Origin of the sequence: Pseudomonas sp. UBA5706, from assembly GCF_002419965.1 — a bacterium.
In the GTDB taxonomy this organism is placed as follows: Bacteria; Pseudomonadota; Gammaproteobacteria; order Pseudomonadales; family Pseudomonadaceae; genus Aquipseudomonas.
The window spans coordinates 23,911-39,714 of record NZ_DIHC01000037.1; the positions used below are offsets into that span (position 1 = coordinate 23,911).

Below are 15,804 nucleotides of genomic sequence, written 5' to 3' on the forward strand. Positions count from 1 at the left end.
ATTCCAAGCCAGCTGACGGTGATGCGCAAACACAGAGGATGTCGCAAGAGGGAATAGAATGATGGCAACGCAAAATAATATAAAACCGCGCGCTTTTGCTGCGGTCATAGTCCGCGGACGCGCTGCCGGGCCATGCTCGACAACCGGGAGTAGCGCGCTCCGATTCGATCTGGTAAGTTCGCCCGCTTGCAGCCGCAGGGTCGGCAGGCGTCGACGATGGATCTTTACCCTGCGCAATGGCTTAGAAGAGTGAGAGGCGGTCCGTTCATGCCCACCGAAGAAAAGCAAAAAAGCAATCAAACGATTAGCGGTTTCGAACCCTACGTTCCGACGAAGGGCGAGGAGTACATGGGCGAGCCCATGCGCAAACACTTCACCAAGATCCTGACTAAATGGAAACAGGACTTGATGCAAGAAGTCGACCGCACGGTCGATCACATGAAAGACGAAGCGGCCAATTTCCCTGATCCTGCTGACCGTGCCAGTCAGGAAGAAGAGTTCGCTCTGGAACTGCGCGCCCGTGACCGTGAGCGCAAGCTGATCAAGAAGATCGACAAGACGCTGCAACTGATTACCGACGAAGAATATGGCTGGTGCGAATCCTGCGGCATCGAGATTGGCGTCAAGCGCCTTGAAGCCCGTCCAACGGCTGACATGTGCGTTGACTGCAAGAATCTGGCTGAAATAAAGGAAAAACAGGTCGGTAAATGATCCTGTTTCCGAGTACGACAAAAGACGCTTAGGCGTCTTTTGTCGTTTGTGCACCTGCCCTCTCTCGCATCAACCTCGTCGCAGCCAGGTTGCCGGGGGTACGACCTGAAAATCGCTACCGACGGCAAGCCGTGGCGCTACAGCGCTCGCAACGGTGTCCTGCACGAGCCCGTGAAGCGTCCGGTTTTTCGTGCATTCGATTTCCAGTACCATCAGCCCCCATGAAATTCCCTTCTTATATAGGGCGCTTTGCGCCAACCCCCAGCGGTTACCTGCACTTCGGTTCGCTGGTCGCGGCGCTGGCGTCTTATCTGGATGCGCGCTCGGTCGGCGGCCAGTGGCTGATGCGCATGGAAGACCTTGACCCGCCGCGTGAAGAACCCGGCGCCCAGACGGCCATTCTTAACACGCTTGAAACCTATGGCTTTGAGTGGGATGGCGAACTGGTCAAGCAAAGCGACCGGCACAGCGCCTATCAAGACATCATCAATCGCTGGTTCAGCCATGGCCTGGCCTATGCCTGCACCTGCTCGCGCAAGCAGCTGGAAGGTTTCCAGGGTATTTACCCAGGCTTGTGTCGCAACGCCGGGCATTCGCCTGACAACGCCGCCATCCGCATTCGGGTGCCGGAACTGGAATATCGCTTCGAAGATAGAGTGCAGGGCGAATTTCGTCAGCATCTGGGGCGCGACGTCGGCGACTTCGTGATTCGCCGCCGCGACGGCTTGTACGCCTATCAGTTGGCAGTGGTGCTCGATGATGGCTGGCAAGGTGTGACCGACATCGTGCGCGGCGCCGATCTGCTTGACTCCACGCCGCGTCAGCTCTATCTGCAAGAGTTGCTCGGTTTGCCGCAGCCGCGCTACTTGCACGTTCCATTAATCACGCAACCGGACGGGCACAAGCTAGGCAAATCCTATCGCTCCCCGCCCCTGCCAGCCGATCAGGCCACGCCGCTTCTGCTACGAGCATTGCGCGCCTTGGGGCAGTCGACACCAAACGAACTGTCGTTCGCCAGCCCGCGTGAGGTCCTGGACTGGGGAATCGCCCACTGGAACGCCGAATTGATTCCACGAGTCGTCAGCATCGAGGAAGTTCGAATAGACTGAGCCAGAGCGGTTGCTGCAAATCCCAGCACAAGGGTGGCAGAAACGTCGCTTGCAGCCTGATCGCCATCCGTTACCATGCCGCCCTTCGGGCTCACGTCCTGTCGCATTCAACCCAGGAGGCCAAATGTACATTTACCGATTGGTCCTGCTACTGGTGGTAGGTATCTACCTGTTCTCGCCAGCCATCATGGACTGGTGGATAGACGCGACAGGCGCCTGGTATCGACCCTACATGTTGTGGCTCATCCTGATCGTGGTGACATTCATTCTGCAGAGCCAACGAGATGCCGATGAGCTTTAGCCTGACCCAGATGATCCTGGTCAGCGCCGCCTACCTGCTAGTGCTGTTCGGCGTTGCCTGGATCAGCGAACGTGGGCTGGTCCCGCGCTGGATCATTCGCCACCCGCTGACCTACACGCTGTCGCTGGGCGTCTATGCCAGCGCATGGGCGTTCTATGGCACCGTAGGCCTGGCCTACGAATACGGCTACGGATTTCTGTCCAGTTACCTGGGAGTGTCCGGTGCATTCCTCCTGGCCCCGGTGCTGCTTTACCCCATTCTCAAAATCACTCGCACTTACCAGCTTTCATCGCTGGCGGATCTGTTCGCCTTCCGCTTTCGCAGCACGTGGGCCGGGGCGCTGACAACAATCTTCATGCTGATCGGTGTTCTACCGCTGCTGGCTCTGCAAATTCAAGCCGTGGCGGACTCGATCGGTATCCTCACCCGCGAACCGGTGCGCAACTACGTCGCCCTGGCCTTCTGCGTCATGATCACCCTGTTCACCATTTTTTTCGGTTCGCGCCATATCGCCACCCGGGAAAAACACGAGGGCTTGGTGTTTGCCATCGCCTTCGAATCGTTGATCAAGCTGATTGCCATCGGCGGCATCGGCATCTATGCGCTGTACGGCGTGTTCGACGGCCCGCAGAGCCTGGAACAGTGGTTGTTGCAGAACCAGAGCGCATTGGCCGCCTTGCACACCCCGCTGCAGGAGGGTCCGTGGCGCACGTTGTTGCTGGTGTTTTTTGCCTCGGCCATCGTGATGCCGCACATGTATCACATGACCTTCACCGAAAACCTCAATCCGCGCTCGCTCGTCAGCGCCAGCTGGGGCCTGCCGCTGTTTCTGCTGCTGATGAGCCTAGCGGTGCCGCTGGTGCTATGGGCCGGGCTGAAACTGGGCGCCACCACCAGCCCTGAGTATTTCACCCTCGGCATCGGGATCGCTGCGCACAACAAGTCGCTGGCACTGCTGGCTTACGTCGGCGGCCTGTCGGCGGCCAGCGGGCTGATCATCGTCACCACGCTGGCGCTGTCAGGCATGGCCCTCAACCATCTGGTGTTGCCGCTTTATCAACCGCCTGCCGAGGGCAATATCTATCGCTGGCTGAAATGGACACGCCGCGGTTTGATCGTCGCCATCATTATGGCCGGCTATGGCTTTTATCTGCTGCTGGGCGCCAAGCAGAACCTGGCCAACCTGGGCATCGTCGCCTTCGTGGCGACCCTGCAATTCCTGCCAGGCGTTCTCTCGGTGCTGTACTGGCCTGCCGCCAACCGTCGAGGGTTCATGGCCGGGCTGATTGCCGGAATCATGGTCTGGATAGTCAGCATGCTGTTGCCGCTGATTGGCAATTTCCAGGGTTTCTACATCCCGTTGCTGAACATGATCTACGTGCTGGACGACACCAGCTGGCACATGGCAGCCATTGCATCCCTGGCGGTCAACGTACTGGTCTTCACCCTGATTTCGCTGTTCAGCAATCCCAGCCCGGAAGAAGCCAGCGCCGCCGAAGCTTGCGCCGTGGACAACGTGCGTCGCCCCCAGCGTCGAGAGCTGCACGCGGTTTCCCCTCAGGAGTTCGCCACGCAGCTGGCCAAACCGCTGGGGGCCAAAGCTGCGCAAAAGGAAGTCGAGCAGGCGCTGCGCGACCTTTACCTGCCGTTCGATGAGCGTCGCCCCTATGCCCTTCGTCGTCTGCGCGACCGGATCGAGGCCAACCTCTCCGGGTTGATGGGACCCAGCGTCGCCCAGGACATGGTCGAAACCTTTCTGCCCTACAAATCCGGCAGCGAAAACTACGTCACCGAAGACATTCATTTCATTGAAAGCCGCCTTGAGGATTACCACTCACGCCTTACAGGCCTGGCCGCCGAGCTGGATGCCTTGCGCCGTTACCACCGCCAGACCCTGCAGGAGCTGCCGATGGGCGTTTGTTCGCTGGCCAAGGATCAGGAAATCCTGATGTGGAACAAGGCCATGGAAGAACTGACCGGCATAGGCGCCCAGCGTGTGGTGGGCTCGCGTCTGGAAACCATTGCCGACCCATGGAGACAGCTGTTGCTTGGCTTCATCAATGTGCCGGACGAGCACCTGCACAAACAACGCCTGGGGCTGGACGGTCAGACCCGCTGGCTGAACCTGCACAAGGCAGCCATCGATGAACCCCTCGCGCCGGGTAACAGCGGTCTGGTGATTCTGGTTGAGGATCTGACCGACACGCAAATGCTCGAAGACAAACTGGTCCACTCCGAGCGGTTGGCGAGCATCGGCCGGCTGGCGGCAGGCGTAGCCCACGAGATCGGCAACCCGATTACCGGCATTGCCTGCCTCGCCCAGAACCTTCGCGAAGAACGGGAAGAAGACAGCGAACTGACCGAAATCAGCAGCCAGATCATCGAGCAGACAAAACGTGTCTCTCGCATCGTGCAATCACTGATGAGTTTCGCCCACGCCGGCGGTCATCAACACGCCGACGAACCCGTCTGCCTGGCCGAGGTCGCACAGGATGCCATTGGTCTGCTCGCATTGAACCGGCGCAATTTCGAGGTGCAATTCTATAACCTGTGCAACCCCAACCACTGGGTCGATGGCGATCCGCAGCGGCTGGCACAGGTACTGATCAACCTGCTCTCCAACGCTCGGGACGCATCGCCTGCAGGCAGTGCGGTACGGGTCAAGAGCGAGGCGTCCGAACATACGGTCGATTTGATCGTTGAAGACGAAGGCACCGGAATTCCCAAAGCAATCATGGACCGCTTGTTCGAACCGTTCTTCACCACCAAGGATCCGGGGGAAGGAACGGGCCTTGGGCTCGCACTGGTCTATTCCATCGTTGAAGAGCATTATGGACAAATCACCATCGACAGCCCGGCTGATGCCGAGCAACAGCGCGGAACCCGTATTCGGGTGACATTACCGCGACATGTCGAAGCGACGTCCGCCGTGAACTGAGACCGTCGAGAGTACCGAATCAATGCCGCACATTTTGATCGTCGAAGACGAAACCATCATCCGCTCCGCCTTGCGCCGCCTGCTGGAACGCAATCAGTACCAGGTCAGTGAAGCCGGATCCGTGCAGGAAGCTCAGGAACGTTTCAGCATCCCGTCGTTCGACCTGATCGTCAGCGATCTGCGCCTGCCCGGGGCGCCAGGCACGGAACTGATCAAGCTCGGCCAGGGCAAACCTGTGCTCATCATGACCAGCTACGCCAGCCTGCGCTCGGCCGTAGACTCGATGAAGATGGGCGCCGTGGATTACATCGCAAAGCCTTTCGACCATGACGAGATGCTCCAGGCGGTCTCGCGCATCCTGCGTGATCGACAGACAGTCCAAAGCATTCAGGCTGAACGCGCGGCCAGCGCTGGCAAGGCCTCGCCCGCCGATAAGGCAGCACTGAGCAATAGCAACGGCGAGATCGGCATTATCGGCTCCTGCCCGCCCATGCAGGATCTTTACAGCAAGATCCGCAAGGTCGCGCCGACTGACTCCAATGTGCTGATCCAGGGTGAGTCCGGTACCGGCAAAGAGTTGGTCGCCCGCGCCCTGCACAACCTCTCACGTCGCGCCAAGGCGCCGATGATTTCGGTCAACTGCGCGGCGATCCCTGAAACCCTGATCGAGTCCGAGCTGTTCGGCCACGAAAAAGGCGCGTTCACCGGTGCAAGCGCCGGTCGCGCCGGCCTGGTGGAAGCCGCGGATGGCGGCACCCTGTTTCTCGATGAGATTGGCGAGCTGCCCCTCGAAGCGCAGGCGCGCCTGTTGCGCGTGCTACAGGAAGGCGAGATTCGCCGCGTTGGCTCGGTGCAGTCGCAAAAGGTCGATGTGCGTCTGATTGCAGCGACCCACCGCGATCTCAAGAGCCTGGCCAAGGTCGGTCAGTTCCGCGAAGACCTTTATTACCGTTTGCATGTGATCGCCTTGAAGCTGCCAGCCCTGCGTGAACGTGGCGCTGACGTCAACGAAATCGCCAGTGCGTTCCTGGCTCGCCAGAGCGCCAAGGCAGGACGCAATGACCTGCGGTTCGCCCCTGATGCCGAGCATGCGATTCGTCACTACTCCTGGCCGGGTAACGTGCGCGAACTGGAAAACGCGGTCGAGCGCGCCGTCATTCTGTGCGAGAGCCCGGACATCTCGGCCGACCTGCTGGGCATCGACATTGAACTTGGCGAGCTGGATGTCGAGGAATTCATCGGGCTTGCACCGCAACAGGCGAGCTCCAGCTCCACCGCCCATGAGCCGACCGAAGACCTGTCTCTGGAAGATTATTTTCAGCACTTCGTGCTTGAACACCAGGACCACATGACCGAGACCGAACTGGCGCGCAAGCTTGGCGTCAGCCGCAAATGCCTGTGGGAACGCCGTCAGCGCCTGGGCATTCCACGCCGCAAGACCGGTGTGGCCAGCGAAACCTGAGATAGCGCCGCTGTACGCAGCAAGTCCCGGCAGCGGTGGCGGCTCCAAGGATGTCATCACTGGCAGGCCACGCCGTTACGACTGTTATCAACCCTGCAAGGCTCTGGCACGGGCCTTACAGGAATTGTGAAAAAACTGTTACCTCTTCAGGGACACGTAACAAAAGCCGGGGCGAACGGTAACGTAACCCCGGTTTTTTTTCGCATGAGAAAAATAGCGTCGTTTTGCCACACCCCTGAATTCAAAGGGCTACAGCCTATTTAGCCGAAGTTGGCACGCGTCCTGCTATATCTATTCGTACAAGAACAACAAAAATCAGTCACCCGCAAAACACCATAACAAGAACAAGACGTATCGACTCACGCATAACAAAAACAACACGGCGGAGGCGTAGCTAACTGATTCTTTTGGAGAGGCGTTGCATTAGGGACTTGTCCCGCAACCAGGCCGAGAACAACAAAAAACTACCCTAAGGTAGTGCCTGAACTGGTTGGATCGATTGATCATTGCAGCACAGCGACCAAAGCAATCCGTTTGCTCTTGACTCCCGATTGGGAGGTTTCACAGGCGAAAGCCGTGAATTGGGCACTCAACAAAAACAAAAAGCCCGACAGACAATAAAAATAAGAGCACGTACTTTGGGGGAGCTTCGGCTCCCCCAGTAGCTTGCGGCCTAAAAATTCAGCCCGGCTCCATCCCCCTGCATCCTGCCTTTGGGCACGTCCTACGCAGCGTCCTACACCATCCCTCGACTAAATGCTAGAATCCCCGTCCATCGTGCGGTCATTCTTAGTAAGTGGCCGAATATTCCTTCAAACAGTGCCTCCCATGCTGAAGAAGCTGTTCCAGTCATTCCGAACTCCTCTGCGCAAACCGCAGCAACACATGCGTACAACGCCTGAAGTGCTCAGCAGCAGCCAGCACTCGTTGCAGCGTAATCAATTCAGCCGCTACGCGGTAAACATCGTCGAACGTTTGCAAAATGCGGGCTATCAGGCCTATCTGGTCGGTGGCTGCGTTCGGGACATGATGCTGGGCATCACGCCCAAGGACTTTGACGTCGCCACCAGCGCGACACCCGAACAAGTCCGCGCTGAGTTTCGTAACGCGCGCATCATCGGTCGCCGTTTCAAGCTGGTCCACATTCATTTCGGGCGCGAAATCATTGAGGTGGCGACCTTCCGCGCCAATCACCCACAAGATGATGAAGAGGAGGACAGCAACCAGTCCTCGCGCAACGAGAGCGGTCGCATCCTGCGGGACAACGTCTACGGCACGCTGGAAAACGACGCCCAACGTCGCGACTTCACCATTAACGCCTTGTACTACGACCCGGTTACCGAGCGCGTGCTCGATTACGCCAATGGCGTACACGACATCCGCAATCGGCTGATTCGCCTGATTGGTGATCCTGAGCAGCGTTATAAGGAAGATCCGGTGCGCATGCTGCGCGCGGTTCGCTTCGCCGCCAAGCTTGATTTCGGGATCGAAAAACACAGCGCCATGCCGATTCGTCCATTGGCCCCGATGCTGCGGGACATCCCGTCGGCGCGGCTGTTCGAAGAAGTGCTGAAACTGTTCCTCTCCGGTTACGCCGAAGCGAGCTTCGAGATGCTGGTGGATCTGGAGCTGTTCGAGCCGCTGTTCCCGGCAAGCTCCAAAGCCCTGGAATACAACCCGACTTACACCCACACGCTGATCAGCGAAGCCCTGGCCAATACCGATCTGCGGGTGCGCCAGAACAAACCGGTAACACCGGCATTCCTGTTTGCGGCCTTGCTCTGGCCCGCCCTGCCTGCTCGCGTACTGCGGCTGCAGGAACGCGGCATGCCGCCCATTCAGGCAATGAACGAAGCCGCTCACGAGCTGATTGCCGAGCAGTGCCAACGCATCGCGATTCCTAAGCGTTTCACCATCCCGATCCGCGAAATCTGGGACATGCAGGAGCGTCTGCCGCGCCGTTCTGGCAAACGTGCCGACCTGTTGCTGGACAACTCGCGCTTCCGCGCCGGTTACGACTTCCTGCTGCTGCGCGAGATCGCCGGTGAGCAGACCGATGGCCTGGGTGACTGGTGGACCGAATACCAGGACGCCAACGACGCCGGTCGTCGCGACATGATTCGCGAGTTGGGCGGCAAGTCCGACACCGCAGGCCAAGGCCCGCGCAAACGTCGTCGCAGCGGTGGTGGCAAGCGTAAACACGCTGGCGCAGACGCGTCGGAATGAGCGTAGGGCAGCCGAACATGGAACGCGTCTACATCGGCCTGGGCAGCAACCTGGCCGACCCTGCCGAGCAATTGCGCGAAGCGCTCAAGGCTTTGGCGCAGTTGCCGGACACCTTCGTATCAGGCGTTTCCTCGTTTTATGTCAGTGATTCCTTGCTGCCAGGCCAGCCGCGATACACCAATGCGGTAGCAGCGCTGGATACGACGTTAGCGCCGCTCGCGCTGCTGGATGCCTTGCAAGGCATCGAGAATGGTCAGGGCCGCGAACGTCTGGAACGCTGGGGGCCGCGCACGCTGGATCTGGACATTCTGTTGTTCGGCGATCGGCTGATTGATGAACCACGCCTGAAGGTGCCGCACTACCACATGCACGCCCGCGCATTCGTGCTGTACCCACTCGCTGAGCTGGCGCCGGGCATGACCTTCGCTGACGGACGCAGGCTGGACGACCTGCTTGCCGAGTGTCCGTTTGAAGGGCTGGAGCGGTTGCCAAGCACATAATCAGGTTCGCCCTAGATGCCTCTGTCACAACAGACCGACAGGGATCGTAGACGCTGCAAAGCCGCCATAGACCACCCCGCCGCATTCGTCCGATGCGCACTCTAACGTCGTAACGTGCGGGGGCCGGCTCTGGAATACTCCGCGCCCCTCGGTAACCCCCCGCTCATACCGGTAACACCCGGAATTGACTTCCCGCCCCCTCCTCACGAAGATAAGCGTCCCGAAGCCGGACGACCGGCTTATAGGCGCCAGACAGGTCTTTTTAAACATCGCGAAACGACGATGTGCCTGGATTTGCAGAATGAATCGCGCGTTGTTCGCCGTAGTATTCACAGCGCCTGAATGAGGACTTTTTCATGCCGGATATCACCGTAACGTCCCTGTTGGGTCTCAAGCAAAAAGGTGAAAAAATCACCATGCTGACCTGCTATGACGCAACCTTCGCCCACACCGCCAGCCAGGCGGGTGTGGAGGTGCTGCTGGTCGGCGACTCGCTGGGCATGGTCCTTCAGGGCCACGACAGCACGCTCCCTGTGACCACTGCCGAGATGGCCTACCATGTTGCCAGCGTCAAGCGCGGTAACAACGGGGCTCTGATTCTCGCCGACCTGCCGTTCATGGCCTACGCCACCGCCGAGCAAACCTTCGCCAACAGCGCGATGCTGATGCAGGCGGGCGCGCACATGATCAAGGTCGAAGGCGCGGCATGGTTGGGCGACTCCATTCGGTTGCTGGCAGAGCGCGGCGTTCCGGTGTGCGCGCACATGGGCCTGACGCCGCAGGCGGTGAACGTGCTGGGTGGCTATAAAGTGCAAGGCCGCCAGGAATCCCAGGCGCGACAGATGCGCGCTGACGCCATTACCCTGGAGCAGGCCGGAGCGGCCATGATCTTGCTGGAATGCGTGCCCAGTGAACTGGCGCAGGAAATCACCCACGCGGTGAAGATTCCGGTCATCGGCATTGGTGCTGGCAGTGCCACCGACGGTCAGGTCCTGGTGCTGCATGACATGCTCGGCCTGTCGATCAGCGGCCGCGTGCCGAAGTTCGTGAGGAACTTCATGACCGGCCAGCCTGACATCCAGTCCGCTATCGCCGCTTACGTCAGCGCTGTCAAAGATGTCAGCTTCCCCGCCCCGGAACACGGATTCTCGGCATGAACACAGTAAAAACCGTACACGAACTGCGTGCCGCCGTGGCCCGTGCCCGCGGCGAAGGCCAACGCATCGCACTGGTGCCGACCATGGGCAACTTGCACAGCGGGCACATCGCGCTGGTCACCAAGGCCGCGCAACGCGCCGACTTCGTCGTGGCGAGCATTTTCGTAAACCCGTTGCAGTTCGGCCCTAATGAAGACCTGGCTACCTACCCGCGCACCCTGGCGGCCGATCAGGAGAGACTGCTGCAAGCCGGCTGCCATCTGCTGTTCACGCCCACGGTCGAAGAAATGTACCCCCATGGCATGGCCGACCAGACCATCGTCCGCGTACCGGTGGTGTCCGAAGGGTTGTGTGGCGGCAGCCGGCCGGGCCATTTCGATGGCGTGTCCACTGTGGTGAGCAAGCTGTTCAACATGGTTCAGCCCGACATCGCCGTCTTCGGCCAGAAGGATTTTCAGCAACTGGCAGTGGTCAGCGCGCTGGTACGAGACCTGAACATGCCGATCCAGATTATCGGGGAGCCCACAGCACGGGCGGCCGACGGGCTGGCGCTGTCTTCACGCAACGGCTATCTGACCGATGCAGAACGCACCACCGCGCCAGCGTTGTACCGCGTCATCCGGCAGATCGGCGAGGCGTTGAGTCATGGCGCGCACAACCATGAACAACTGCTGGCCGATGGCAGGCAGCAGCTGGAGGCCGCAGGTTTTCGCCCCGACTATCTGGAAATCCGTCAGGCCATAACGCTGCGCCCGGCCACGGCTGGCGATGAGGACCTGGTGGTGCTCGGCGCGGCGTTTCTGGGCAAGACTCGCCTGATCGATAACCTGCACCTGACCAAGGAGCCGTGAGTTTGCGCATGATGTCCGGCAAACACGGAGGGCATGCTGCAATTGGCAGCTATGCTCATGAGTCGATGCCGGTAGTTCATAAAGCAGTAGATGAAACATTACGCCCCGCGCCCCTTATCTGGCCCGGGTCAGTGAACTTTAGCTCCACCTGCAATGCCATACCGGTACAGGTCGCCTGAGCAACGCGACACTACCTTGTGAGAAAAAGTACCGAGCAAAGGGAAAGCAAGGCGCAGACATACGCGTTGCCGGGGATTAGTCTCTGACGTATGGCCCAATTCAGTGTAATCCTGGCTTTTCAGTGTCCAAAAGGCAGTTCAAGTACAAGGAAACCCGCAGCGATGGCGTACTACCGCACTCCTCATGACGTCACTACCCTGCCCGCCTGGCAGGCGCTCGAAGCACACCGCAAAGCGATGCAGCATTTCAGCATGCGCGAAGCATTCAACGAAGACCCGCAGCGTTTCAGCGAATTCACCCTCAGCAGCGCCGGTCTGTTCCTCGACTATTCGAAAAACCTGATCACCGCTGAAACGCGCGAGTTGCTGGTCAATCTGGCCAATGAAGTGGGTCTGAAGGACGCGATCAAGGCACAATACGACGGCGAACTGGTCAACGCTTCCGAAGGCCGCCCGGCGCTGCACACAGCGCTGCGCCGCCCGGTGGGCGACAAGCTGCAGGTCAATGGCGTCAACGTGATGCCTGAAGTGCACAAAGTGCTGAATCAGATGACCGATCTGGTGGGCCGTATCCACGATGGCCTGTGGCGCGGTTACACCGAAAAGCCGATCACCGACATCGTCAACATTGGTATCGGTGGCTCGTTCCTCGGCCCTGAACTGGTGTCCGAAGCGCTGCTGTCGTACGCGCAGAAAGGCGTGCGCTGCCATTATCTGGCGAACATCGACGGCACCGAGCTGCACGAGCTGACCAGCAAACTGCGCGCCGAGACCACCCTGTTCATCGTCTCGTCGAAGACCTTTACCACCCTCGAAACCCTGAAAAACGCCACCGCCGCACGCGCCTGGTACCTGGCACAAGGTGGCTCTCAGGCCGAGCTGCATCGCCACTTCATTGCGGTATCGAGCAACAATGCCGCAGCCGTGGCCTTCGGTATTCGCGAAGAGAACATTTTCCCGATGTGGGACTGGGTCGGCGGCCGTTACTCGCTATGGTCGGCGATCGGTCTACCGATTGCGCTGGCCATCGGCATGTCCAACTTCAAGGAGCTGCTGTCCGGTGCGTACACCATGGACCAGCATTTCCAGAACGCCGATTTCGATAAGAACATGCCGGTCCTGCTGGGCCTGCTAGGTGTCTGGTACGGCAATTTCTGGGGCGCACAAAGCCACGCGATCCTGCCGTACGACCACTACCTGCGCAATATCACCAAGCATCTGCAGCAACTGGACATGGAATCCAACGGCAAGAGCGTGCGCCAGGACGGTGTGCCCGTGAACGTCGATACCGGCCCCGTGATCTGGGGCGGCGTGGGGGCCAACGGTCAGCACGCTTATCACCAGTTGCTGCATCAAGGCACGCTGCTGATTCCAGCCGACTTCATCGTACCGATCGTCAGCTTCAATCCGGTTTCCGACCACCATCAGTGGCTGTACGCCAACTGCCTGTCGCAAAGCCAGGCATTGATGCAGGGCAAGACTCGCGCCGAAGCCGAGGCCGAACTGCGTGCCAAAGGCATACCGGAAGCAGAAGTGCAGCGCGTCGCGCCGCACAAGGTGATCCCGGGTAACCGCCCAAGTAACACCATCGTCGTCGAGCGCATCAGCCCTCGCCGTTTGGGGGCTCTGGTTGCGATGTACGAGCACAAGGTCTTCGTGCAAAGCGTGGTCTGGGGCACCAACGCCTTCGACCAGTGGGGCGTCGAACTGGGCAAGGAGCTGGGCAAGGCGGTCTATAGCCGCTTGGTCGGCACTGAAGAAACCCCGGCCGAAGATGCATCGACCCAAGGTTTGATCAACTACTTCCGCGGTCGTCACCGCGGCTGATCCGACCCGCACACTGCAGCCCTTGAAAACCCGCCTGCTCGCAAGAGCGGACGGGTTTTCGTGTTTCCAGGCCTGCAGCAGCGCGGTTCAGCAGTGGTGGCGCTCTTCAAATCGCACCGCCAACGCGCCGTTTTTTGATACAAGTGGTGTGCATAACCACAACTGGCCTATCCGAACCCCATGGAATTCATCCGCACACGTATCGAAACCCAGGTCATGAGCATGACCGGTCTGGCCCTCGGCCAACTGGACATGGAGAACCCCAAGGGCGATCCCGGACTGTTCGGGCCACAGGCGGTGTGCTGGCAGGTGCATGGCGACTTCCCGAGCATGCTCATCGGCGGGATCTGCGCATTGATGCTGCAGATGCTGCATCCGCGGGTGCTGGCCGGGGTGTGGGATCATTCGAATTTTCGCCAAGACATGCTCGGTCGACTGCGACGCACAGGACAATTCATTTCCGGCACCACGTTCGGCTCGACCCACGACGCCAACTGGCTGATCGACAAGGTGCTGCACATTCACGCGAAGGTCAGCGGCATTGCGCCCGATGGCAGCCCTTATGCCGCCAATGACCCCGAGCTGCTGACGTGGGTGCATGTCGCTGAAGTGAGCAGTTTCATGGCTGCGCATCTGCGCTACCTCAACCCTGGCCTGTCGCGTGAAGAGCAGGACCGCTATTACGCTGAAACCGCTGTGGTGGCTGCGCGTCTTGGGGCTCGCAACATCCCCTGTTCAACGGCCCAGATCGCCGACTACCTGCAGCGCATGCGTGGGCAACTGCTGTGCGATGACCGTACGCGCGAAGTTCACCGCATCCTGCACAATGCCCCGGCACCGAGTCGCCTGGCCAGACCGATGGGCAGCCTGATGATGCACGCCGGAGTCGAGCTGATGCCGGCATGGGCCAGCGCGATGTTCGATATTCGGATCACCGACTTCAAGCGCAAAATGATCCGCGCCGGGGTGAACCTCACGGCGCCGATTCTGCGCTGGGCGGTGCGCAATGCATCGGTGCATCGCGCCAGACGCAGAATGGGGATAGCTTGACCGCCGCAGCTGCCCGCAGCCTTCGGCGAAGATAAAAGACACCCGCAGATCAACCAATAACAATGAGGATTCGTACCATGCAAGACGTCGTAATCGTTGCCGCAACCCGCACCGCGGTCGGCAGTTTCCAGGGGGCGCTGGCGAATGTTTCTGCGGTGGACCTCGGCGCTGCAGTCATTCGCCAACTGCTGGCGCAGACCGGTCTGGATCCTGCGCAAGTGGACGAAGTGATCATGGGTCAGGTGCTCACTGCCGGTGCCGGCCAGAACCCTGCACGTCAGGCGTCAATCAAGGCCGGCCTGCCGTTTGCCGTGCCGGCGATGACGCTGAACAAGGTCTGCGGCTCGGGCCTCAAGGCGCTGCACCTGGGCACCCAGGCGATTCGCTGCGGCGATGCCGAGGTGATCATTGCCGGCGGCCAGGAGAACATGAGCCTGGCCAATTACGTGTTGCCGGGCGCACGCACCGGTCTGCGCATGGGCCACGCCACGATGGTCGACACCATGATCAGCGACGGCCTATGGGATGCCTTCAACGATTACCACATGGGCATTACTGCCGAGAACCTGTCGGAAAAATACCAGATCAGCCGTGAGGCGCAGGATGCCTTTGCCGCCTCTTCTCAACAGAAAGCCATCGCGGCCATCGAAGCCGGGCGCTTTGTCGAAGAAATCACCCCGATCCTGATTCCTCAGCGCAAAGGCGACCCGCTCGCCTTCGCCACCGATGAGCAGCCGCGCGCCGGGACCACGGCCGAGTCGCTGGCCAAGCTAAAGCCTGCATTCAAGAAAGATGGCACCGTGACGGCAGGCAATGCCTCGTCGCTGAACGACGGTGCCGCTGCCGTGATTCTGATGAGCGCGAAGAAGGCGCAAGCATTGGGTCTGCCGGTGCTTGCACGCATTGCCGCCTACAGCAACGCGGGTGTTGATCCTGCGATCATGGGCATCGGCCCGGTCAGTGCCACGCGTCGCTGCCTGGAAAAGGCTGGCTGGTCACTGGAGGAACTGGACCTGATCGAAGCCAACGAAGCCTTCGCCGCGCAGTCGTTGTCGGTGGCCAAGGAGCTGGGTTGGGACATGGCCAAGGTCAACGTCAACGGCGGTGCAATCGCCATCGGCCACCCGATTGGCGCCTCAGGCTGCCGCGTGCTGGTGACCCTGCTGCATGAAATGATCAAGCGCGACGCCAAAAAAGGCTTGGCGACCCTGTGCATTGGTGGCGGCCAAGGCGTAGCGCTGGCGTTAGCCCGCTAGCCCAGACGCGCACAAACCGCTTCTGCCCAAGAGCGCGCCTCGACAGACAACACAGCGCTCGCTCGATCATTCCCACGCTCCGCCTGGGAATGCCGCCTAGGACGCTCAGCGTCCCCACAGCACCTCACAAGATACATGCCCACGCAGAGCGTGGGCACGATCATAGATACCGCTCCTGCCCGAGCACGCACCTCAACAGGCGATCCAGCGCTTGCTCGATCGTTCCCACGCTCCGCG

At 60.0% G+C, this 15,804-nt stretch carries 12 protein-coding genes; all 12 read left to right on the top strand.

Annotated features, from left to right (window positions below; all coding sequences use genetic code 11):
• The first annotated feature begins 267 nt into the window (after window positions 1-267).
• On the top strand, window positions 268-711 hold the full coding sequence (gene dksA, locus B3I26_RS17900; RefSeq protein WP_133751994.1) for an RNA polymerase-binding protein DksA: 444 nt from the start codon (window positions 268-270) through the stop codon (window positions 709-711).
• A gap of 221 nt (window positions 712-932) precedes the next feature.
• Window positions 933-1,820: a tRNA glutamyl-Q(34) synthetase GluQRS gene (gene gluQRS, locus B3I26_RS17905; RefSeq protein ID WP_296259545.1), complete on the top strand. Its 888-nt coding sequence runs from the start codon at window positions 933-935 to the stop codon at window positions 1,818-1,820.
• 124 nt (window positions 1,821-1,944) lie between these two features.
• Window positions 1,945-2,121 (top strand): hypothetical protein, encoded by a 177-nt coding sequence (locus B3I26_RS17910; RefSeq protein ID WP_002552060.1) that lies wholly within the window; start codon window positions 1,945-1,947, stop codon window positions 2,119-2,121.
• Window positions 2,105-5,059, top strand: coding sequence for a sensor histidine kinase (locus B3I26_RS17915; protein ID WP_296259547.1), 2,955 nt, complete (start codon window positions 2,105-2,107; stop codon window positions 5,057-5,059). Before B3I26_RS17910 ends, B3I26_RS17915 begins: the two co-directional genes overlap by 17 nt.
• A 22-nt stretch (window positions 5,060-5,081) precedes the next feature.
• Window positions 5,082-6,521: a sigma-54-dependent transcriptional regulator gene (locus B3I26_RS17920; protein WP_296259549.1), complete on the top strand. Its 1,440-nt coding sequence runs from the start codon at window positions 5,082-5,084 to the stop codon at window positions 6,519-6,521.
• An 828-nt stretch (window positions 6,522-7,349) separates the two neighbouring features.
• A complete protein-coding gene (locus tag B3I26_RS17925; RefSeq protein WP_296259551.1) occupies window positions 7,350-8,747 on the top strand; it encodes a polynucleotide adenylyltransferase PcnB in 1,398 nt (465 codons plus the stop codon).
• A gap of 17 nt (window positions 8,748-8,764) precedes the next feature.
• Entirely contained in the window at window positions 8,765-9,247 is a 483-nt protein-coding gene (gene folK / locus B3I26_RS17930) for a 2-amino-4-hydroxy-6-hydroxymethyldihydropteridine diphosphokinase (protein ID WP_296259553.1), read from the top strand.
• Between the two features lie 356 nt (window positions 9,248-9,603).
• The gene (panB, locus tag B3I26_RS17935) at window positions 9,604-10,404 is read left to right on the top strand and encodes a 3-methyl-2-oxobutanoate hydroxymethyltransferase (protein ID WP_296259555.1); all 801 of its coding nucleotides are present in this window, start codon (window positions 9,604-9,606) and stop codon (window positions 10,402-10,404) included.
• Entirely contained in the window at window positions 10,401-11,255 is an 855-nt protein-coding gene (gene panC / locus B3I26_RS17940; protein ID WP_296259556.1) for a pantoate--beta-alanine ligase, read from the top strand. Before panB ends, panC begins: the two co-directional genes overlap by 4 nt.
• A gap of 341 nt (window positions 11,256-11,596) precedes the next feature.
• Window positions 11,597-13,261 carry a glucose-6-phosphate isomerase gene (pgi, locus tag B3I26_RS17945; RefSeq protein WP_296259557.1) on the top strand — a complete coding sequence of 555 codons (1,665 nt, stop codon included), beginning with the start codon at window positions 11,597-11,599 and terminating at the stop codon, window positions 13,259-13,261.
• Window positions 13,262-13,441: 180 nt separating this feature from the next.
• The gene (locus B3I26_RS17950; RefSeq protein ID WP_296259558.1) at window positions 13,442-14,311 is read left to right on the top strand and encodes an oxygenase MpaB family protein; all 870 of its coding nucleotides are present in this window, start codon (window positions 13,442-13,444) and stop codon (window positions 14,309-14,311) included.
• A gap of 77 nt (window positions 14,312-14,388) precedes the next feature.
• Window positions 14,389-15,567: an acetyl-CoA C-acetyltransferase gene (locus B3I26_RS17955; protein WP_296259559.1), complete on the top strand. Its 1,179-nt coding sequence runs from the start codon at window positions 14,389-14,391 to the stop codon at window positions 15,565-15,567.
• The last annotated feature ends 237 nt before the right edge of the window (window positions 15,568-15,804 follow it).